The 19,047-nt window shown below is 70.2% G+C and carries 19 protein-coding genes and 2 pseudogenes; 7 read left to right on the forward strand and 14 right to left on the reverse strand.

All coding sequences use genetic code 11. The annotated features are described in order from the left end of the window. The first annotated feature begins 51 nt into the window (after positions 1–51). Positions 52–1,416 (forward strand): MFS transporter, encoded by a 1,365-nt coding sequence (locus tag ACWC09_RS17535; RefSeq protein ID WP_450851418.1) that lies wholly within the window; start codon positions 52–54, stop codon positions 1,414–1,416. Positions 1,417–1,476: 60 nt separating this feature from the next. On the opposite strand, the gene ACWC09_RS17540 is transcribed toward ACWC09_RS17535, so the two are convergent. Continuing rightward, positions 1,477–2,004, reverse strand: coding sequence for a GNAT family N-acetyltransferase (locus ACWC09_RS17540; protein WP_450851419.1), 528 nt, complete (start codon positions 2,002–2,004; stop codon positions 1,477–1,479). A 95-nt stretch (positions 2,005–2,099) separates the two neighbouring features. On the opposite strand from ACWC09_RS17540, the gene thpR reads away from it, so the two are divergent. Next, the gene (gene thpR, locus ACWC09_RS17545; protein WP_450851420.1) at positions 2,100–2,672 is read left to right on the forward strand and encodes an RNA 2',3'-cyclic phosphodiesterase; all 573 of its coding nucleotides are present in this window, start codon (positions 2,100–2,102) and stop codon (positions 2,670–2,672) included. A 185-nt stretch (positions 2,673–2,857) separates the two neighbouring features. Here thpR and ACWC09_RS17550 read toward each other — a convergent pair whose 3' ends face one another. The 4 genes and pseudogenes from ACWC09_RS17550 to ACWC09_RS17565 form a co-directional block, all read right to left on the reverse strand. Continuing rightward, entirely contained in the window at positions 2,858–3,850 is a 993-nt protein-coding gene (locus ACWC09_RS17550) for an aldo/keto reductase (RefSeq protein ID WP_450851421.1), read from the reverse strand. A gap of 194 nt (positions 3,851–4,044) precedes the next feature. Beyond that, positions 4,045–4,623, reverse strand: a pseudogene (locus tag ACWC09_RS17555) (maltokinase N-terminal cap-like domain-containing protein); the annotation flags it as partial. A gap of 2 nt (positions 4,624–4,625) precedes the next feature. After that, positions 4,626–4,748, reverse strand: a pseudogene (locus tag ACWC09_RS17560) (Uma2 family endonuclease); the annotation flags it as partial. An 88-nt stretch (positions 4,749–4,836) separates the two neighbouring features. After that, positions 4,837–5,520, reverse strand: a complete 684-nt coding sequence (locus tag ACWC09_RS17565; protein WP_450851422.1) for an SGNH/GDSL hydrolase family protein — start codon at positions 5,518–5,520, stop codon at positions 4,837–4,839. Between the two features lie 97 nt (positions 5,521–5,617). Here ACWC09_RS17565 and ACWC09_RS17570 point away from each other — a divergent pair, with 97 nt between their 5' ends. The 4 genes from ACWC09_RS17570 to ACWC09_RS17585 all read left to right on the forward strand — a co-directional run bounded on the left by ACWC09_RS17570 (position 5,618) and on the right by ACWC09_RS17585 (position 10,580). After that, positions 5,618–6,604: a WD40 repeat domain-containing protein gene (locus ACWC09_RS17570; RefSeq protein ID WP_450851423.1), complete on the forward strand. Its 987-nt coding sequence runs from the start codon at positions 5,618–5,620 to the stop codon at positions 6,602–6,604. 144 nt (positions 6,605–6,748) lie between these two features. Then, complete coding sequence (locus tag ACWC09_RS17575; RefSeq protein ID WP_450851424.1) at positions 6,749–8,236, forward strand: VCBS repeat-containing protein; 1,488 nt, start codon at positions 6,749–6,751, stop codon at positions 8,234–8,236. A 152-nt stretch (positions 8,237–8,388) separates the two neighbouring features. Continuing rightward, positions 8,389–8,955: a GNAT family N-acetyltransferase gene (locus ACWC09_RS17580; RefSeq protein WP_450851506.1), complete on the forward strand. Its 567-nt coding sequence runs from the start codon at positions 8,389–8,391 to the stop codon at positions 8,953–8,955. 110 nt (positions 8,956–9,065) lie between these two features. After that, on the forward strand, positions 9,066–10,580 hold the full coding sequence (locus tag ACWC09_RS17585) for a cellulase family glycosylhydrolase (RefSeq protein WP_450851425.1): 1,515 nt from the start codon (positions 9,066–9,068) through the stop codon (positions 10,578–10,580). 220 nt (positions 10,581–10,800) lie between these two features. Here the strand turns inward: ACWC09_RS17585 and ACWC09_RS17590 are convergent, their stop codons facing one another. Together ACWC09_RS17590 and ACWC09_RS17595 are read right to left on the reverse strand one after the other, a co-directional pair. Next, positions 10,801–11,718 (reverse strand): DUF1963 domain-containing protein, encoded by a 918-nt coding sequence (locus ACWC09_RS17590; RefSeq protein ID WP_450851426.1) that lies wholly within the window; start codon positions 11,716–11,718, stop codon positions 10,801–10,803. Positions 11,719–11,849: 131 nt separating this feature from the next. Continuing rightward, positions 11,850–12,278, reverse strand: a complete 429-nt coding sequence (locus ACWC09_RS17595) for a winged helix-turn-helix transcriptional regulator (protein WP_450851427.1) — start codon at positions 12,276–12,278, stop codon at positions 11,850–11,852. Between the two features lie 94 nt (positions 12,279–12,372). Between ACWC09_RS17595 and ACWC09_RS17600 the strand changes: the two genes are divergently transcribed. After that, positions 12,373–13,341, forward strand: coding sequence for an NADP-dependent oxidoreductase (locus ACWC09_RS17600; RefSeq protein WP_450851428.1), 969 nt, complete (start codon positions 12,373–12,375; stop codon positions 13,339–13,341). On the opposite strand, the gene ACWC09_RS17605 is transcribed toward ACWC09_RS17600, so the two are convergent. From ACWC09_RS17605 to ACWC09_RS17635, 7 genes are all read right to left on the reverse strand, one after another. Then, complete coding sequence (locus ACWC09_RS17605; protein WP_450851429.1) at positions 13,322–13,804, reverse strand: hypothetical protein; 483 nt, start codon at positions 13,802–13,804, stop codon at positions 13,322–13,324. The two genes, ACWC09_RS17600 and ACWC09_RS17605, sit on opposite strands and share 20 nt — an antisense overlap. An 84-nt stretch (positions 13,805–13,888) precedes the next feature. After that, the gene (serC, locus tag ACWC09_RS17610; protein WP_450851430.1) at positions 13,889–15,007 is read right to left on the reverse strand and encodes a phosphoserine transaminase; all 1,119 of its coding nucleotides are present in this window, start codon (positions 15,005–15,007) and stop codon (positions 13,889–13,891) included. A 97-nt stretch (positions 15,008–15,104) separates the two neighbouring features. Next, the gene (locus tag ACWC09_RS17615) at positions 15,105–16,343 is read right to left on the reverse strand and encodes a cytochrome P450 family protein (protein WP_450851431.1); all 1,239 of its coding nucleotides are present in this window, start codon (positions 16,341–16,343) and stop codon (positions 15,105–15,107) included. A 29-nt stretch (positions 16,344–16,372) separates the two neighbouring features. Then, positions 16,373–17,590, reverse strand: a complete 1,218-nt coding sequence (locus ACWC09_RS17620; protein ID WP_450851432.1) for a cytochrome P450 — start codon at positions 17,588–17,590, stop codon at positions 16,373–16,375. Next, on the reverse strand, positions 17,587–18,207 hold the full coding sequence (locus ACWC09_RS17625; RefSeq protein ID WP_450851433.1) for a GTP-binding protein: 621 nt from the start codon (positions 18,205–18,207) through the stop codon (positions 17,587–17,589). The genes ACWC09_RS17620 and ACWC09_RS17625 overlap by 4 nt, the downstream gene beginning before the upstream one ends. Beyond that, on the reverse strand, positions 18,188–18,535 hold the full coding sequence (locus tag ACWC09_RS17630) for a DUF742 domain-containing protein (RefSeq protein WP_450851434.1): 348 nt from the start codon (positions 18,533–18,535) through the stop codon (positions 18,188–18,190). Before ACWC09_RS17630 ends, ACWC09_RS17625 begins: the two co-directional genes overlap by 20 nt. Further along, positions 18,532–18,945, reverse strand: a complete 414-nt coding sequence (locus ACWC09_RS17635) for a roadblock/LC7 domain-containing protein (protein ID WP_450851435.1) — start codon at positions 18,943–18,945, stop codon at positions 18,532–18,534. The genes ACWC09_RS17630 and ACWC09_RS17635 overlap by 4 nt, the downstream gene beginning before the upstream one ends. Positions 18,946–19,047: the final 102 nt, after the last annotated feature.

Consider the following 19,047-nt stretch of genomic DNA (forward strand, 5'->3'; position numbering starts at 1 on the left):
CTGGAGCTCCCCGGAGGCGAACGAGCAAGGAGAAAAGAGGAGGCGAACCCTTTGAGTACGGGATCCGGAGCAGAATCCGCCCCCGCACCGAGCACCACCCACCACTCCCCGCCCATCGCCAGACCCGCTCGCACGTCCTCGATGTTCAGCTCGCTGAAGGTCCGGAACTACCGCCTCTTCTTCGTCGGCCAGGTCGTCTCCAACATCGGCACCTGGATGCAGCGCATCGCCCAGGACTGGCTGGTCCTCAGCCTCACCGGCTCCGCGACCGCCGTCGGCGTCACGACAGCACTCCAGTTCCTGCCGATGCTGCTCTTCGGTCTCTACGGCGGTGTCCTCGTCGACCGCCTGCCCAAGCGCCGCACCCTTCTCGTCACCCAGTCCGCGATGGGCGTCGCCGGCATCGCGCTGGCGGTGCTGACGCTGACCGGACAGGTCCAGGTCTGGCACGTCTACCTCGCCGCCTTCGCGGTCGGTCTCGCGACGGTCGTCGACAATCCCGCCCGCCAGACCTTCGTCTCCGAGATGGTCGGCCCGGACCAGCTGCAGAACGCGGTCAGCATGAACTCCGCGAACTTCCAGTCCGCCCGTCTGGTCGGCCCCGCCGTCGCGGGCCTGATGATCACCGGCGTCGGCACGGGCTGGGCGTTCCTCTTCAACGGCCTGTCCTTCGTGGCGCCGATCGTCGGCCTGCTGCTGATGCGGGCGCGTGAGCTCCACGTCGTCGAGCGCGCCCCGCGCGGCAAGGGCCAGTTGCGCGAGGGCCTGCACTACGTCGCCGGGCGCCCCGACCTGATCTGGACCATCGTCCTGATCGGCTTCGTCGGCACCTTCGGCTTCAACTTCCCGGTCTATCTCTCGGCCTTCGCGGACGACGTCTTCCACGCCGGCGCCGGCTCCTACAGCCTCTTCAACACACTGATGGCGGTCGGCTCCCTGGTCGGCGCCCTCCTCGCGGCCCGGCGCGGCACGGCCCGGATGCGGGTGATGATCGCGGCGGCCGTGGCCTTCGGCGCGCTGGAACTGGCGGCGGCCGCGGCCCCGTCCCTCTGGCTCTTCTCGCTCCTCATGGTCCCGATCGGCGTCTTCGCCATGACGATCAACGTCACCGGCAACACCACGGTCCAGATGGGCACCGACCCGGCCATGCGGGGCCGTGTGATGTCGCTGTACATGATGGTGTTCATGGGCGGCTCGCCGGTGGGCGCGCCGATCGCCGGCTGGATCACGGACACGTACGGTGTCCGGGCCGGCCTGGCGGTCGGCGGCGCCATCGCGGCCACGGCCGCCGTGGTGATCGGCGTGGTCCTGGCCCGCGTCGGCAACCTGCGGCTGTCGGTCGGCTGGAACCACGGCCACCCGCAGGTCCGTTTCGTACCGCGCGAGCCCCAGGAACAGCTGGCCCCGGCGGCCTGACGGGCGGCGCGGCCGGGAAGTGGGCGGCAAGCCAGGGCAACAAGGCGGCTGGGGAGGGCGCTACAGGCGGCGTTCCAGCACCTGCCCCGGCCAGTCGCCCGTGCCGAGGTAGGACTCCGTCCGGACGAAGCCGTTGCTCTCGTAGTAGCGGACGAGCTTGCCGTCGCCGCCCGCGTAGCAGTCGACCCGCAGCAGCGAGACGCCCGCGCGCCGGGTCACCTCGGCGGCGTGCGCGAGCAGGGCGCTGCCCACGCCGTGGCCCTTGAAGCGGCGGTCGGAGGCGAGCCAGTGGATGTACCGCTCGGGCTCGCCGACCGGCGGCAGGTGGGAGAGATAGGCGCCGGGCGCGTCGGTGAGGGTGAGGGTGGCGGCCGGCACCCCGTCGGCCTCGGCGATGTACGTGTCGCCCTCGTCCATGTACCGGACGACCGACTCCACCGTCCGTTCGTGCTCCGACAGCGGCTTCGCGCCCCACTGTCCGGTCCGCCCCTGCGCCACCAGCCACTCCACACAGCTGTCGAGCATGCCGAGTATCGCGGGGATGTCGTCGCGGTGGCCGTCCCTGATGGTGATCTCCGGGCTCGTCATGGCGGCAGCCTAGGTGACTCGGCGCGGTCGACCTGCGTGTCTCCCTCGTGCGGGGACGGTGGCCCGCTGTTCCATTCCCTGGAAGGGTGACGTTCATGAGACTCTTCGCCGCGGTGTTGCCGCCGGAGGACGTGGCGGGGCAACTGGCCGCCGAGCTGGCCGAGTTGAGGAGGCTCCCCGGCGCGGAGGGGCTGCGCTGGACGGGCCGGCCCGGGTGGCACTTCACGCTGGCGTTCTACGGGGAGGTCGACGAGGGCGTCGTACCGGAACTGTCGGCGCGGCTGGAGCGGGCGGCTCGGCGGACCGGCGCGTTCTCGCTCGCGCTGCGGGGTGGTGGGCAGTTCGGGCACGGACGGGCGCTGTGGGTGGGAGCCGAGGGGGAGGTGCCGGCCCTGCGGCTGCTGGCCGACCGGGCGGAGGCGGCGGGGCGGAAGGCCGGGGTGGAGATGGGGGAGCACCGGCGGTACAAGGCGCATCTGACGGTGGCGCGGAGTCGGGACGCGGTGGATGTACGGCCGTATCTGGAGGCGCTGGAGGGGTTCGACAGCCGTGCGTGGACGGTGGGCGAGGTGGCGCTGGTGCGCAGCGACCTGCCCCGGTCGGGGGTGCGGGGGGAGCAGCCGCGGTATGAGGTGGTCGGCCGTTGGGGGTTCGGAGGGGCCGGTTAGGCTCGGGTACGTGGACCCGAAGACCCGGAACCGGATCATGGCCGGTGCGCTTGTGCTGTTGTTCGTTGTGGTTGCCCTGGCGGCCGCCCTCGGGAAGTAGCGCTCTGCGGGGCTGGTCGCGCCCGCGCGGCGGAGCCGCATTCACACGCAGCCCCGCCGCCCCTGGGTGGGCGATGGTTCCGGCGTTACCAGGCGAAGGCCTCCGGGGAGGGGCCCGGGCCCGGGAAGATCTCGTCGAGGCCGGTCAGGAGTTCCTCGCTCAGGTCCAGCTCCACGGCCCTGATCGCGGACTCCAGCTGCTCCGTGGTGCGCGGGCCGACGATCGGGCCCGTCACGCCGGGGCGGGTGAGGAGCCAGGCCAGGGCGGCCTCGCCGGGTTCCAGTCCGTGCTTGTCGAGGAGGTCCTCGTAGGCCTGGATCTGGGCGCGGATGGTGGTGTTGGCGAGGGAGTCGGCGGCCCGGCCGCTTGCCCGGCGTCCGCCTTCCACCTCCTTCTTGATGACGCCTCCGAGCAGTCCGCCGTGCAGCGGTGACCAGGGGATGACCCCGAGGCCGTACTCCTCCGCGGCCGGGATGACCTCCATCTCGGCGCGGCGTTCGGCGAGGTTGTAGAGGCACTGCTCGCTGACGAGGCCGATGGTGCCGCCGCGGCGGGCGGCGATCTCGTTGGCCTGGGCGATCTTGTAGCCCGGGAAGTTGGACGATCCCACGTAAAGGATCTTCCCTTGCTGCACCAGCACGTCGATGGCCTGCCAGATCTCCTCGAACGGCGTGCGCCGGTCGACGTGATGGAACTGGTAGACGTCGATGTGGTCCGTCTGCAGCCGCCTGAGGCTGGCGTCCACGGCCCGTCGGATGTTGAGGGCGGAGAGCTTGTCGTGGTTGGGCCAGGCGTCGCCGTCGGCGGCCATGTTGCCGTACACCTTGGTGGCGAGGACGACCTTGTCGCGGTTGGCCGCGCTCTTGGCGAACCAGTTCCCGATGATCTCTTCCGTACGGCCCTTGTTCTCGCCCCAGCCGTACACGTTCGCTGTGTCGAAGAAGTTGATGCCCGCCGCCAGCGCCGCGTCCATGATCGCGTGGCTGTCGGCCTCGTTCGTCTGCGGTCCGAAGTTCATGGTCCCGAGGACCAGTCGGCTGACCTTGAGTCCCGTGCGTCCGAGCTGCGTGTACCTCATGACTCCCTAGCCAACGACGTGGAGTGCGCTCTAGGCAAGGCGGTTCCGCGGACGGCTGGCTCGCCCACGCCGTTGTTCCGACGCTGACCGGCGTCACCCGGCCGCCCGGCCGGCGTTCGGTGCGGACGAGTGAAGTCCCCTTCGTGGCCGTGGAGTTGTTGTCTGGGATCGTGGCCGATCGCCGTTGAGGAAGGTCAACTCCGGGCGGCGGCGTACGTGACGGCGAAGACGGCCCGCGCGCGTGTGCCGTCCGTGGCCTGCCAGGCGCCGGTGACATGGCCGATCGCGTCCGCCGGTCGGGTGTCGGGGGCGGTCGGGTCCAGGACGCGGTGGACGCGGAGGGTCGCACCGTGCGGGGCGGGGAGCGTGGTGCCGTGCCCGTCGTCGGTGACCTCGACCGGCCAGGACGGGGAACCCAGGTCGGCGGTGCCCGTGCAGGAGCGGGCCACATCGTGGTCCGGGGTGTCCGTGATGCTCTGGGCCACGGCCTGGGCCCGGCCCTCGATCAGGGCGAGCAGTTCGGTGTACAGCACCGGGTCGTGACAGCCGTCGTAGGCCCAGCGAGGTCCCAGCACACCGTGCTCCATGGTGCCGACGAGGGCGTGTTCCGCGCCGGGGAGCGGGGCGCCGCGGTAGGTGAGGGGCACGTGGTAGGCGACGGGTGAGGGGCCGGAGTTGTCGACGGCCACCATGAACTCGATCCCGACCTCCCCCTCCGGATCGTCCAGCCGGAATCCGCCGCCCTTGGTCAACTCCGGTGCGCCGTCACCGGCGGCCCCTCGACGATCTCGACCTTGTAGCCCTCGGGGGTGGTCCGCTCAAGCGACTCGAACAGGATGTCCAGAGTCAGTTCGTCGCTGTGGTCGGCCATCTCGATCCTGTCTTCAAGGACGGTCATCGTGGCGCTCCTCCTCGGCTGCCCCACGGACAGGTGCGGCCGCGCGGTACAACGATACGCACGGTGATCGGGAGACGTCGGAAATCGGTCACCTCGTTCCGGCCGCGTAGGGCTCCCCCACGTCCCACGCCTGATACATCGCGTCCGCGAAAGCCCCCGCGATGCGGTGCTCGCCGTTCGCGTTCGGATGGGTGCCGTCGTACGTGTCGAGGTTGATGTCGTACGACGGCGGGGGCGAGGCCAGGAGCAGGGGTGAGCGGGGCTCGTCGAGGTCGGCGACCGCCTTCGCGAGGAGTTCGTTGAAGCGGGCGACCTGGGCCGCGAAGGGGGCGTCGGTGGTGGCGCGGACGTTGGGGATCACCGGCAGGAAGACCATGCGGACTCGGGCTCTGGCGGTGCGGGCCTCGGTGACGAAGCGGTGCACGTTCCGCCCCGTCTGCTCGGCGTCGGTGTAGAACCCCAGGTCGATGAGGCCCAGCGAGACGAGGAGCACATCCGCGCGGCACCCCCGTACCGCCTCCCCGATCAGCGGCGCCATGTGCAGCCAGCCCTCACCCCAGCCGGCCAGGTGGGCGCGGGGGAAGTCGGGGTCGGCGTACTCGTACGACGTCGGGGCGTCCAGCGCCTTGTCGTAGAGCGTCTCGCGCGGGCCCACGAGGGTGAAGGGGCCGCCGTATGTGTCGCGGAGGTGCTGCCACACGCGGTAGCGCCAGGTGTGTTCGCCCGCGCTTCCGATCGTCATGGAGTCGCCGACCGGCATGAACCTGAGCATCCGCTTATGATGGACGATCGGCGGTCCCTCGTGGGGCGGGTGGGGTGTGAAGCCTGCCACGCACGTGAACGGGTCACCGGGATGGCAGGCTTGGGGCATGCGTCGACCGTTCGCTCTCCTCGCCGGGGTCCTGCTCGTGGGCGCCTTCGCCCTGCCCGCGTCCGCCGCCGCCGACGGCAAGGGGGACAAGGGGTTCACGATCACGGACCCGCGGATCACCGAGTCCAGCGGACTCGCCGCCTCCCACCTCCACCCCGGTATCTACTGGACCCACAACGACAGCGACGACGGGCCGTACATCTACGCCGTCGACAGTGCGACGGGGAAGACGGTCGCCCGCATCACCCTCAGCGGCATCGGCCGGCCCCGCGACGTCGAGGCCATCTCCATCGGGCCAGACCACCAGATCTACGTGGGTGACATCGGCGACAACCTGGGCGGCAAGTGGCCGTACGTCTGGATCTATCAGCTCTCCGAGCCCAAGAAGCTCGTCGACCAGACCATCCGGGCCACGCAGTACGTCGTGAAGTACTCGAACGGCGCCCGCAACGCCGAGTCGCTCGTCGTCGATCCGAAGACCGGGCGGCCGTACATCATCGACAAGAACGAGGACGGCGGCCACCTGTTCGAGGGCCCCGCCAAGCTCTCCTCCTCCGGGACGAACATCTTCCGCCCCGTCGCCACCGTCGACCTCTGGGCCACCGACGCCGCCATCTCGCCGAACGGCGAACAGCTCGCCGTACGCGGCTACTTCGGCGGCATCTACTACGACTGGAACGGCGGGAACATCAAACGGAAGGGCCGGCTGAACGTACCGCTCCAGGGCCAGGGCGAGTCCGTCAGCTACTCCCTCGACGGGACCAAGCTCCTGTACGGCAGCGAGGGTTCCGACAGCCCCGTACAGGCGGAGGACGCGCCGGGCGGGAGCGGCGGCTCCAAGTCACCTTCCACCAACGGGAGTTCGGACACCTCCGGCAGCGGCGGTGACAGCACGAGCGGCAACATCAAGGTGGGTGCCGTCGCCGTGGTCGTCGCGGGGGCGGTGGTGTTCGGGGTGCGGCGGTTGTTCCGCCGTGGCGGCTAGGGTCTGCTGCGAAAGTGGATCTGGGAAGTCCCGCAGTCTTCAGGACAACCCTGCCGCCACCTGGGGAGTCGTACTGGCGACGGCGTGAGGATCTTGGCTCCTCCGTCGGGCCAGGGCTCTTCCATCGCAGGGGTTGGACACCACATGAGCAAGCGCACGTTTCGTTCCCGTCTCGGGCTCGTGGCCGCCGTGGCCGTCGCCGGAGCCGTCGTCGGCCCGGTGAGCGCGCACGCGGCCGGCACGCAGGTATCCGGTGCGCAGAGCGTGCGTGCCGACTTCAACGGCGACGGGTACGCGGACCTCGCCGTCGCCGCCCCGTGGGGCATGATCGGCGGGCACAGCCGTGCGGGGTACGTGAGCGTCGTGTACGGCTCCGCGACGGGGCTGGACACCAGGCACCGGCAGACCATCAGCCAGGACACGGCCGGCATACCCGGCGTCGCCGAGACCGACGACTGGTTCGGCTGGGGCCTGGCCCTCGGCGACCTGGACGGCGACGGGTACACGGACCTGGTCGTCGGCGCGAGCGGCGAGGACGTCGGGTCCGTGCAGAACGCGGGCACCTTGACCGTCGTCTGGGGCGGGAAGACGGGACTGAGCGGCGGCAGGGTCGTGGCGGCCGGCGACATGTCCAACCAGGTCCAACCCCGGCACCCCGCCGTCGGCGACTTCAACGGCGACGGTCACCTCGACGTGGCCACGGACGAGCGCCTGCTGACCGGCCCGTTCACCCGCACCGCCGGCGCCACGGGGTCCACGAGCCTCTCCTTCGACCTCGGTACCGACCCCGACATCCACTACAGCACCGACGACGTCGCCGCCGGGGACGTCGACCACGACGGCATCACCGACCTCGTCGCGCTCATCCACACCAACGACGAGGAGACGCCGGGCGTCGCCTATCGCGTCGCCTACCTCCACGGCACCGGGCAGGGCCTGAGCGCACCGGTCACCCTGAAGCAGGCCGACGGCACCGAGGTGCCCGGCGGCTCCAGCCTCGGCATCGGTGACGTGAACAAGGACGGGTACGCCGACCTCGTCATCGGCCGCCCCTTCGACGGCCACGGTGAGGACTCCACCGACCCGGCGCTCCTCGGCGGCCAGGTCGGCGTGGTGTACGGCTCGGCGAACGGGCCCGACACCTCCCGTACGACGTCGATCAACCAGAACACGGCGGGTGTGCCCGGAGTGTCCGAGTACGGCGACGACTTCGGCCTGGGCATCTCCGTCGCGGACGCCAATGGCGACGGTTACGCCGACGTCGCAGTCGGCTCCCCGGGTGAGGACGTGGGCTCGGTCGCCTCGGCGGGTGCCGTGGCCGTGCTGCGCGGCGGCGCGTCCGGCCTCACCGGCAGCGGCGCGGTGTCCTTCAACCAGAACACCACGGGCGTGCCCGGCACCGCCGAGCGGAACGACATCTTCGGCAGCCGCACCGCGCTGGTCGATGCCAACCACGACGGCCGCGCCGAGCTGTACGTCGGCGCCCCCGGCGAGGACACCTCCGACGGCGCCGTCTGGGGCTTCCGCTCCACCAGCACCGGCCCGACCGCCTCCGGCTCGGTCGCCTTCGGGCCCGCCACGCTCGGCGCTCCCGTCACGGACGCCGAGTTCGGGAACGGCTTCGCCCGCTGACTCGCCTCACGGGTCCTCTTCCGGGCAACAGCCCCCAGGGGCTTCGCTGCGCGGAAAACCGGAGGACAGCGGGTCGGGCGGTGCGGCACACTGCGGAAGTGACCGACCGTGATCGAATCGCCTCTGTCTCCGGTTTCCGCGTCAAGCCCACCCTGAGCGGGGAGTTGGTCGTACTGCGACCGGTCACCGTGGATGACGTGCCTGCGCTGATGCCGATGTTCTCGGATGCCGAGGGGATGCGACTGACCGGCAGCCAGGGCGACGACGAACCCGATGAGGCACGTATTCGGGCGTGGTACGACACGCGGGGTGACCAGGACGATCGGCTGGACCTCGCGGTGGTCGAGCGGGCTACGGGGAACGTCGTCGGAGAAGTGGTGCTCAACGAGTGGGACGCGGACAACGAAAGCTGCAACTTCCGTATCTCCTTGGTGCCAGGCGCCTTCGGTCGCGGTCTGGGAACGGATGCGACGCGGCTGATCGTCGGACATGGCTTCGAGGAGCTGGGGCTGCACCGGATCTCGCTGGAGGTGTACGCCTTCAATCCGCGCGCTCGCCGCGTCTACGAGAAGGTGGGCTTCGTCCCCGAGGGCGTACTGCGTGACGCTCTGCTGTGGGACGGCGAGTGGGTGGACGCCACGGTGATGTCCGTTCTCGGGCCGGAGTGGGCCAGGCACCGCGGTCGGCCTGCTGTGGGGGCGCTCGGCACCTCCTCTTGACGTCGGCTCTATTGACGTGGCCATGGCGCGTCTGTTTTCTGGGTGGTGCGTGGTGTGTGGGAGCGCTCCCACCGATTCCGGGCCCGCGCCTCCCGAGAGGAAGCAGCGACATGTTCCGCAGCCTGCGAAGAGTGCTGTGCGCTGTTGCCGCGGCGGTTCTGTTACCGCTGGCCGGTGTGGGTGTGCGTACGGCGGACGCGGCCGAGGCGCCCGGTGCCGGCTACTGGCACACCAGTGGCCGGCAGATCCTGGACGCGGCCGGGCAGCCGGTCCGGATCGCCGGGATCAACTGGTTCGGCTTCGAGACCGGTAACTACGTGGTCCATGGACTGTGGTCCCGGGACTACAAGTCCATGATCGACCAGATGAAGTCGCTGGGGTACAACACCATCCGGCTGCCCTACAGCGACGACATCTTCAAGTCCTCGACCGTCCCCAACAGCATCGACTTCAGCAGCGGAAAGAACGCCGATCTCCAGGGGCTCAACTCCCTGCAGGTCATGGACAAGATCGTGGCGTACGCCGGTCAGGACGGACTCAAGGTCATCCTCGACCGGCATCGGCCGGACGCGGGCGGGCAGTCGGCGCTCTGGTACACGGCCTCGGTGCCGGAGTCGACCTGGATCGCCGACCTGAAGGCCCTCGCGGCCCGTTACAAGGGCCAGGACACCGTCGTAGGCATCGATCTGCACAACGAGCCGCACGATCCGGCCTGTTGGGGGTGCGGGGACGCGGCCACCGACTGGCGGCTGGCGGCTCAGCGGGCGGGGAACGCGGTGCTGGGCGTCAACCCCGAGCTGCTGATCTTCGTCGAGGGTGTGCAGACGTTCGGCGGGGTCTCCGGCTGGTGGGGCGGGAACCTGATGGGGGTGGGGCAGTATCCGGTGCAGCTGGATGTGGCGGGTCGGGTCGTGTACTCCGCTCATGACTACGCGACCAGCGTGGCGCAGCAGCCCTGGTTCAGCGATCCGTCCTTCCCCGACAACATGCCTGGTGTCTGGGACAAGTACTGGGGCTACATCTTCAAGCAGAACATCGCGCCCGTGTGGGTGGGCGAGTTCGGTACGACGCTGGCGTCCGCGGTGGATCAGAAGTGGTTGGCGGCGCTGGTGAGTTACCTGCGGCCCACGTCGACGTACGGGGCGGATTCCTTCCAGTGGACGTTCTGGTCGTGGAATCCCAACTCCGGTGACACGGGCGGGATTCTGAAGGACGACTGGGTGACGGTGGACACGGTGAAGGACGGGTATCTGGCGAGCGTGAAGGCGCCGCTGTTTCCGAGTACGGGTACCGGTGGTGGGGGCGGAGGAGGCGGAGGGAGTACGGCTGCCTGCTCGGCCGCGTACACCGTGAGCAGCGACTGGGGGAGCGGCTTCAACGCCGACGTGAAGGTGACCAACACCGGGGCCACGGCGATCAGTTCGTGGAAGGTGAGCTGGACCTGGAGCGGCTCGCAGCAGGTCACATCCATGTGGAACGCGTCGTACACCCAGAGCGGGGCGACCGTGACGGCGGTGAACGCCTCGCACAACGGGAGTGTGCCTCTGGGCGGTTCGGTGAGCTTCGGGTTCGGCGGTGCGCCGGGTGGGGGTGCGGTGCCGAGCGTGAGTTGTACGGCGGGGTGACTTCCCAACCGGCGTGAGCCGGGGGCAGGTTGGCTCGACCGCTCCGTGAGTGTGACCTGGTCGCCGGCGAGCGGTCGGGCTTGCCGTGCTACGCCCCGCGCAGGCCGGCGGTGGGGCGGATGCCGAGCGGGCCGACCCCGCGGATCCTGACCAGCTGCGCGCCATCCCGCCTCCCCGCGCCGATCGGCGTGGGTACGCGGGACGTACGACGAGGCGGCGCCTATTCGGTGAACGCGGTGAAGGAGAGTGCCTTGTCGAATCGACCGGCGGCGAGGTCGTCGTGGCGGATCAGGAAACGTGCGTGGTAGACCTCGTCCCCCGGCACGAACTGGGCAAGCGGCACCCACTCGCGCATCACCCGAAGAGCCTCCTCCTCCAGGCGCGGACTCCACTCGCCCGGCGGGACGACGAGTTCGCCGGCCTTTACGCGTGCCTCAAGGATGTCCTCCGCCATCCTGGTCTCCGGAGTGGTGTACATGTGGGCGGTGGCAAGCTCGCCGATGCCCATGGAGTACCCGCCGAGACAGACGTCGGCGCCGTTGCCCTCCGGCCAGAGCTCTCTGACCAGAGCGCGGAGTTCCTCTCGGTGGGCCAGGTCGCGCGCCAGGTGCTCCTGGCCGTCGGACTGCGAAGCCTCGTCGTCGTCCTCGAACCAGCTGGGCAGTTCCGCGGTGACCGTGGCGAAGAGGTCGTACTCCCGGCCGACGAAGTCGAGCGACACATCGCAGAACATGTCCTCGTCGTGGTCGGGCTCCTCCGCCGTCGCGGTGTCGGTGCCGGCCGGCACATACACAATCCGCGCGAACTTCTGCTCGTCGGCTATGGAAAAGGCGTCGTAGGCCCACTCGTGGTGCAGGAAGAGGAGCAGCGAGCCGTCCGCCGGCAGGGCGAGGCCGTCCACTCCGGGAAGCGCCGCACAGTCGAAGGAGGCGATGAACGGCAGCGGCCCGTACTCGGAGGACGGCCACTCCATGCCCACCGGCAGCCGGGGCAACCCGCCGCTTCGCCCGACCGGAACGCCGTTGGGGCGCTCGCGTGCCCAGATCGCGAATCGCAGGAACTCGGCGAACCTGCTGACCTCATCCTCCGGGATGCCCCGTTCGATCGCCGCGCGATGGAATTGCTGGTGATGGTCCATGGCTGGGCATGGTACTTACCCGTGGGTGGCATGACGGTCAGAGCACCAGCGCCAAGGAACTGTTCGTCGGAGAGCGCGCCGTCGAACTCCACACCATGCAGGGCGCCCTGTGCCACCTCCCCGGGCGCCCTTCACCCTCGTACCGGATCGATCTCCTCCCGCTCCACCCGCGCCGCGCGTTCGTCGAACTCCTCGCGGGCCGACCGGATGGCGGTGATGTTCGTCTGGGACCAGTCGGTGATGGTCTGGAGCAGAGAGCCCAACTCGCGCCCCAGTTCAGTGAGTTGATATTCCACTCGCGGTGGCACCGTCGGGTACACGCTGCGGTTCAGCAGGCCTTCGCGCTCCAGGGCGCGGAGGGTGTGGGTGAGGACCTTCGGGGTCACGCCGTCCAGGCGGCGGCGGAGTTCGGCGAAGCGCATGGGGTGGCCGTTCTCCAGGGCCACCAGCACCAGCATGGTCCACTTGCTCGCGATCAGCTCCAGTACGGCACGGGTCGGGCAGTCGCGGAGGAAGACGTCCACGCCGCCGTGTTCTCTGAGGTCGAAGCCGGTATCCACAAGGAACCTCGATATCAGATAAGTGCCTTCTTCCGCGGGCTTACGGGCCGGGGTGAGCATGGGGCACATCACGGCCCACCCACGAGGAGTTCCGATGTCCGCCCGCCGTATGCACGCCATCGTCCAGACCGAGTTCGGCGGCCCGGAGGTTCTCGCCCACGCCGAGACCGACGTGCCCGAACCCGGTGTCGGGGAGGTGCTGGTACGGGTCGGTGGTGCCGGGATCAACCCCGGCGACGCCGTCCTCCGGGCCGGACGGGTGCCGGAGTTGGTGTCGCTGCCGTGGACGCCGGGCAATGACGTCGCCGGTGTCGTCGAGCGGGTGGGGGAGGGGGTGACGCGGTTCGCACCGGGCGACGAGGTCTACGGCATGCTGGCCGTCGGACCGCGTGGAGCTTACGCCGAGTACGTCGCGGCGGCGGCCGATGTACTGGCGCTCAAGCCCAGGAATCTCGACTTCGCGCAGGCGGGGGCTGTGCCGTTGGTGGCCATCACCGCCTGGCGGGCGCTGGCCGGACTCGCCCAGGTCCAGCCCGGCGACCGGGTGTTGATCCATGCCGCCGCGGGGGGCGTCGGCCATGTCGCCGTGCAGCTCGCCAAGGAACTCGGCGCCCATGTCATCGGCACCGCCCGCCCGGCCAAACACGCCTACCTGCGGGGCCTCGGCGCCGACGAGCTGGTCGACTACACCGCCGTCGATTTCCGCAGCGCCGTGGCGCCCGTGGACGTGGTCCTGGATCTCGTCGGCGGTGCCTACGGGCCCCGCTCCCTCGACGTGCTCCGGCCGGGCGGTCTGCTCGTCGGTGCGTCCATCGACCCGGGGACGGACGAACAGCGGGCCGCCGCACGCGGGGTGCGCTACGCGTGGGTGACCGCCGAGCCGTCCGGGCGGACCCTGGAGCCGATCACCGACCGTATCGAGGCGGGCCGGCTCCAGGTCACCGTCGAACGCACCTATCCGCTGGGCGAGGCCGCCGCGGCCCACCGTGCGATCGAGGAGAAGCGGACCACCGGGAAGCTCGTCCTGGTGCCGTGGGGACCGGTCAGCCGCGTACCGGCATGATCCCGTGCAGCCGCCGTGGCTTGGGGGCGTCGAGCATGCTGACGCCGTTGTAGCGGCGGCCCTGGAGGAAGAGCACGGGAGCGGCGACGAAGGTGACGAAGACCGAGACGACGCTGATGGGGAAGAGGGTCGGCAGGGACTGGCCCTCGGGAAGTGTCTTGCCGCCCTCGTGGACGGCGTAGCCGAACGCCGTGAAGAAGACGATCACGGACACGGCCGCCAGGATCAGCAGGATCGTGGCCGTCCGGCGGGTCCGGGCCTCGTCGCGGACCTCGGCCAGCAGGGAGGCCTCGCACTCGGGGCAGGTCAGTTCGACGGTCTGCTTGCCGGACGCCGGCCGGCGCACCCGGTACAGGCTGTCCCGCCAGGTGATCCTGCGGGTCCGGGTGAGGACGCCGGTCGTCTTGTCGCTGAGGATGTGGCGCACCGCGACCTGCACGGTGCCTGGTATCGGTCTGTTCATGCCACCGCCGTACCCAACGCAGAGGGCCCTGTCACCGACAGGGCCCTGCAACAAGCTGCGCAACCACCGGGCTTGACCAGGGAGCTACAGCTTCTCGATCACGTAGTCGATGCACTTCGTCAGCGCCTCGACGTCCGCCGGGTCGATCGCCGGGAACATGGCGACGCGCAGCTGGTTGCGGCCGAGCTTGCGGTAGGGCTCGGTGTCGACGATGCCGTTGGCGCGCAGGACCTTGGCGACGGCGGCCGCGTCGACCTCGTCGGTGAAGTCGATCGTGCCGATGACCTGAGAGCGCTTGGCCGGGTCGGCGACGAACGGGTTCGCGTACTTGATGTCCTCGGCCCAGCCGTAGAGGGTGCGCGAGGAGGTCGCCGTGCGGCGGACCGACCAGTCCAGACCGCCCTGGCCGTTGAGCCACTCCAGCTGCTGGTTCAGCAGGAAGAGCGTGGCGAGGGCCGGGGTGTTGTACGTCTGGTTCTTGCGGGAGTTGTCGATCGCCGTCGGGAGGCTGAAGAACTCCGGGACGTGGCGGCCGGACGCGTGGATGCGCTCGGCGCGCTCGATCGCGGCCGGGGAGAAGACACCGATCCACAGGCCGCCGTCGGAGGCGAAGGACTTCTGCGGGGCGAAGTAGTAGACGTCGGTCTCGGCGATGTCGACCGGGAGGCCGCCGGCGCCGGACGTGGCGTCGACCAGGACCAGCGCGCCCTCGTCGGCGCCGGCCACGCGCTTGATCGGCATGGCGACACCGGTGGAGGTCTCGTTGTGGGTGAAGGCGTAGACGTCGACGCCCGCCTGCGCGACCGGCTCGGGGTGCGTGCCCGGGTCGGAGACGATGACGTCCGGCTCGGCCAGCCACGGGGCCAGCTTGGCGGCCTTCGCGAACTTCGAGCTGAACTCGCCGAAGTTGAGGTGCTGCGACTTGTTCTCGATCAGGCCGTGGGTCGCCACGTCCCAGAAGGCCGTCGAGCCGCCGTTGCCGAGGACGACCTCGTAGCCCTCGGGGAGCGAGAACAGCTCGGAGATGCCCTCGCGCACCTTGCCCACCAGGTTCTTCACCGGAGCCTGGCGGTGGGAGGTGCCGAGGAGAGAGGTACCGGTGGCGGCCAGCGCGTCCAGCGCTTCCGTCCGCACCTTGGAGGGGCCCGCGCCGAATCGTCCGTCGGCGGGCTTGATGTCAGCGGGAATCTGGATCTCAGCCACGAGCCGGAGGGTATCTCCTCGGTGAAACCGGACGGAAACGTGTCCGTTCGATGAGACGACTCCGCCGACCCGTGGACCGGCTGCGCAAGAACAAGATCTACGAGGTCAGGGGCTGTGGGGTCAGCCGTACCGGCAGCTCGAAGAGGTCGTTCTGCGTCACCACCGGCTTGTTGCGGAGTTCTGCCGCCGGGACCGCCAGGTCGAGGTGCGGGAAGCGGGCGTAGAGGGCCGGGAGGGCGACCCCTGCCTCCAGGCGGGAGAGGGCCGCTCCGGGGCAGACGTGGGGCCCGTGGCCGAAGGAGATGTGGCGGTTGGGGGAGGTGCGGGTGATGTCGAAGTCGGCGGCCGTCGGGCCGTGGGCCTGCTCGTCGCGGCCGATGGCGGCGTACGACACGATCAGCGCGTCGCCCGCCGGGAGGACCTTGTCGCCGACCTGGACGTCCTCCGTCGCGAAGCGGATCAGGACGTGGGAGGTGGGGGTGGAGTGGCGGAGGGTCTCCTCCACGACCGACGACCAGTCGGCCTCGCCGGACAGGACCAGGGTTCGCTGGTCCGGGTGGAGTGACAGCTGGAGCACCGCGTTGACGATGAGCGAGATCGTCGTCTCGTGGCCGGCCGCGACCATCAGCTGGAGGGTCGAGACGATCTCGTCGTCGGTGAGGTGGTCGCCGTCCTCGGAGGCCAGGACGAGGGCCGAGGTGAGGTCGTCGCCGGGCTCGGCGCGCTTGGCGGCGACCGTGTCCGCCATGATCCCGGCGAGTTCGGTGAGGGTGGCGATGACCTCGGCGGGCGGGGTCTGCGTCGAGAAGAACTTCTCGAAGAGCTCCTTGAGACGGGGGAGCCTCGCCTCGTCGATGCCCATCAGGTCGGCGATGACGTACATGGGGAGGGGGTAGGCGAAGTCCGCCTTCAGGTCGACCACGTCACCCGTGAGGTTGTCCAGGAGGCCCTCGGTCAGCTCGGTGATCCGGGCCCGCATCTCCTCCACCCGGCGCGGGGTGAGCGCCTGGGCGACCAGCGTGCGCATCCGGCGGTGGTCGGCGCCGTCCACGGTGAGCATGGAGCGGCCGGGGTTGGCGAGACCGATCAGCGGCCAGTCCGGGGCGATCTCCCCGCGCTGCCAGGCCCCCCAGACGTTGATGTCCTTGACCAGGCGGGGGTCGGTGAGGAGCTGTTTCGCCTCGGCGTGACGGGTCACCGCCCAGACGGGCACGCCGCCCGGGAGTTCCACGGCGGCCAGCGGACCGGCGGCACGGAGCCTGGCGCTCTCGCCGTCGAGGTCGGTGACGAAGGGGTCGAGCGCTATACGGGTCTGTTCGATACCGGTCGTCGTCATAGGGGCGTGCCTCCAAGGGCCGGGTTCGGTCAGAGCGCGGGTACGGGGGTGAACCGGACGGGCAGCTCGGCCAGCCCCCGCAGCCACGGCGAGGGCCGGCGCGTCAGGGACTCGGCCGGGACGGCCAGGTCGATGTCGGGGAGGCGGTCCAGTACGACCTCGATGCCCGTGCGGGCGATGACCTCGGCGACCTCCTGGGCCGGGAACGGGCATCTGTGCTCGCCGTGCCCGAAGGAGAAGTGCGCGCTGTTGCCACCGGTGAGCGCGGAGCCGTCGGTGCGCACCTGGGGGTCGGAGTTGGCGCCCTGGAGGCCGAGCAGCAGCAGGTCGCCGGCGCGGATGCGGCGGCCGCCGAGCTGGGTGTCGCGGGAGGCCCAGCGGCCGGCGACGTTCTGCGTGGGCGTGTCCTCCCACAGGACCTCGTTCATGGCGTCGGCGACGCTGTTGCGCCCGCCGAAGAGGGAGGCCGCGAACCGCTCGTCGGTGAGCATGAGATGGAGGGAGTTGCCGATCCAGTCGGCGGTGGGCTGGTGGCCGGCCGCCATCATCACCATCAGGTCCTGGGCGATCTCCTCGTCGGTGAACCCGGCGGGGTCGGCGAGCATGCGCGACACGACGTCGTCGGCGGCGTACGCCTTCCGGTCGGCCAGCAACCGGGCCATGGACGTGGCCAGATGGGTCTGCCCGGCGATCGCCCGCTCGCGTCCGTCGATCATGTCGTTGAGCGCGGCCACCAGACCCGGGCCCTGCTCGTCCGGGAAGCCGTAGAGGCGGGCCAGGACCCGTACCGGCAGCAGCGTGGCGTAGTCGGCGACGAGGTCCGTCTCGCCCCTGGCGCAGATCGCGTCGATCAGCTCGTCGGCGAACCTCTCGGCGTAGCCGCGCAGTTCGGACGGGTCGACGGCCTCCAGGGCGTTGCTGATCATCGCGGCGCGCTCGCGGTGGCGTTCGCCGACGGTGTAGAGGATCGAGGGCTGCCGACGGCCGATCATCGGCAGCAGCGGCCAGTCGTCGGGGATGCGGTCCCACTGGTTCCACAGCTCGGAGTCGCGGCTGAACAGCACCGGATCGCCGGTGACTTGATGCAGTTCGCGGTAGCCGAGGATCAGCCACGCCGGTACGTCGCCGTCGAGCAGGACCGGCGTCACGGCACCGTGCTCGCGCCGCATCTCCCGGTACAGCTGCGCCGGTTCGGTCTGGAATCTGGGTCCGCCGAGCGGTACGGGGGCGGTGGGGGCGGCGGTCACAGCGCCAACTCCTCTTTGGCAGACGGGATGTGGGTGGCATACCGGTTCCTGACGTGCTCGACCAGGGTGATCAGGACCTGCTTGCCGGAGGCGCGGGAGCGGGCGTCGCAGTCGAGCAGCGGGACGTGCGGGTCCAGGTCGAGGGCCTCGCGGAGGTGCCGGGGTGCGTACGCCGGGCCGCCGAAGTCGTTGCAGGCCACGACGAACGGGGTGCCGTGACGCTCCAGCCGGTCGATGGCGTACCAGGAGTCGTCGATACGGCGGGTGTCGACGAGGACGACGGCCCCGAGCGTCCCGGCGAACAGCCGGTCCCAGAGGAACGAGAAGCGCTCCTGACCGGGCGCGCCGAAGAGATACAGCACATTGCGGGTGTCGAGCGTGATGCGCCCGAAGTCGAAGGCGACGGTGGTGGCCTTCTTCTCCCGCACCTCGCTGATGTCGTCGATGTGCTCGCCGGCCCGGGTCATCGTCTCCTCGGTGCTGAGGGGACGGATCTCGCTGACGGAACGGACCAGCGTGGTCTTGCCGACGCCGAAGCCGCCGACGACCACGATCTTCAGGCCGTTGTCGGCGGAAGCACCCAGCGGGGTGCGCGCGTCAGAGGTTGCGGAGTCCAACGAGCACCTGTTCCAGGACGTCGGGATCGGTGACGGCGGCCTTCTTCGGATGGCGGGCGCTGACGCGGCCCGCCGCGAGGAGATCGGACAGAAGAACCTTGGTGATGCTGATGGGAAGCTTCAGCTCGGCGGCCAACTCGACGACGGCGACCGGCAGCTGAGCGATCCGCAGGATGGTGGCGTGCTCCGACTGCATGCCGGGCCTCGGGTCGGACTCGGCGACCACGAGGGTCACCAGGTCGAAGGGGCTGTCCGGGGCGGAGCGGGTGCGGCCACCGGTGAGGGTGTAGAGGCGGTCGGGTGAGTCGTCTCTTCCAGGGCGACTCATGAGTTCCGGGGCTGTGCGCTGAGGTACCGGCCGAGCTGCTCCACGAGCTCGCTCATGTTGTGCCCGACCAGCCCGGCGTCCGCGTCCTCCGCGGTCACGACGGCCAGGTGCGCCCCCTCACCGGCCTCGACGATGAACAGGACCCCGCCGTAGAACTCGGTCATGGCCGACCGCACGCCCCCGCTCCCGTCCCCGAACTCCACCGACGCGCCGTGCGACAGCGACTGGATCCCGGCGGCGATCGCGGCGAGCTGGTCGGCCTGGTCGACGGTGAGCTCGGGCGTCCGGCACAGCTTCAGCCCGTCCCGCGACAACACGAGCGCGTGCCGCGCCCCCGGGGTCCGCTCCAGGAGCCCCTCGATGAGCCAGGTGAGCTTCTCGTCGGCGGTGGTCGTGCCGGTGCCGGTCATGAGGTGGGATTGCCTTCCGGGTGGGGGTGGGAGGGGGCGGTGCCGCGTTCGGGGGTGCGTACGCCGGTGCTGTGCGCCTCGGTGTCGGGCTCGGGGGCGTGC

Source organism: Streptomyces sp. NPDC001617 (assembly GCF_053596855.1).

Excerpts from the sequence above, each read along its gene's own strand:
- ACWC09_RS17605 (WP_450851429.1), bottom strand. The coding sequence starts at position 13,804 with ATGAACAGACCGATACCAGGCACCGTGCAGGTCGCGGTGCGCCACATC.
- ACWC09_RS17615 (WP_450851431.1), bottom strand. The coding sequence starts at position 16,343 with ATGACGACGACCGGTATCGAACAGACCCGTATAGCGCTCGACCCCTTC.
- ACWC09_RS17630 (WP_450851434.1), bottom strand. The coding sequence starts at position 18,535 with ATGAGTCGCCCTGGAAGAGACGACTCACCCGACCGCCTCTACACCCTC.
- thpR (WP_450851420.1), top strand. The coding sequence starts at position 2,100 with ATGAGACTCTTCGCCGCGGTGTTGCCGCCGGAGGACGTGGCGGGGCAA.
- ACWC09_RS17550 (WP_450851421.1), bottom strand. The coding sequence starts at position 3,850 with ATGAGGTACACGCAGCTCGGACGCACGGGACTCAAGGTCAGCCGACTG.
- ACWC09_RS17575 (WP_450851424.1), top strand. The coding sequence starts at position 6,749 with ATGAGCAAGCGCACGTTTCGTTCCCGTCTCGGGCTCGTGGCCGCCGTG.
- ACWC09_RS17540 (WP_450851419.1), bottom strand. The coding sequence starts at position 2,004 with ATGACGAGCCCGGAGATCACCATCAGGGACGGCCACCGCGACGACATC.
- ACWC09_RS17635 (WP_450851435.1), bottom strand. The coding sequence starts at position 18,945 with ATGACCGGCACCGGCACGACCACCGCCGACGAGAAGCTCACCTGGCTC.
- ACWC09_RS17590 (WP_450851426.1), bottom strand. The coding sequence starts at position 11,718 with ATGGACCATCACCAGCAATTCCATCGCGCGGCGATCGAACGGGGCATC.
- ACWC09_RS17600 (WP_450851428.1), top strand. The coding sequence starts at position 12,373 with ATGTCCGCCCGCCGTATGCACGCCATCGTCCAGACCGAGTTCGGCGGC.
- ACWC09_RS17565 (WP_450851422.1), bottom strand. The coding sequence starts at position 5,520 with ATGCTCAGGTTCATGCCGGTCGGCGACTCCATGACGATCGGAAGCGCG.
- ACWC09_RS17570 (WP_450851423.1), top strand. The coding sequence starts at position 5,618 with ATGCGTCGACCGTTCGCTCTCCTCGCCGGGGTCCTGCTCGTGGGCGCC.
- ACWC09_RS17585 (WP_450851425.1), top strand. The coding sequence starts at position 9,066 with ATGTTCCGCAGCCTGCGAAGAGTGCTGTGCGCTGTTGCCGCGGCGGTT.